The organism is Pseudomonas sp. BP01, from assembly GCF_022760795.1.
Classification (GTDB): Bacteria; Pseudomonadota; Gammaproteobacteria; order Pseudomonadales; family Pseudomonadaceae; genus Aquipseudomonas; species Aquipseudomonas putida_Q.
On the sequence record NZ_JAFBKA010000152.1, the window covers coordinates 1 to 242 of the forward strand.

The 242-nt window shown below is 65.7% G+C and carries 1 protein-coding gene; it reads right to left on the reverse strand.

The genetic code is table 11. The features are described from left to right. A partial coding sequence (locus JOY50_RS28885) for an Ig-like domain-containing protein (RefSeq protein WP_243056213.1) occupies positions 1 to 242 on the reverse strand: 242 nt, incomplete at both ends.

The window sequence follows — 242 nt, forward strand, 5'->3', positions numbered from 1 at the left end:
GCACGGTGCTGCCCGGTTCGGCACGGCCAGTGAGCACGGTGCCATCCGCGCTGACAGCCAGTTCGGTCGGGGCGGCAGGCGCGGTGATATCCGGTGCGGTGACCTGCGCCGGCAACGAAGAAACGCCGCTGTCATCGATGGCAACGACATCCAGCAGTTCGCCGTTGGCTTGAGCAGGATTCAGCTCGATGCTGAACGTGCCATCGGCATTGGCGATGGCGCTGCCGATCAGGGTGCCGTTG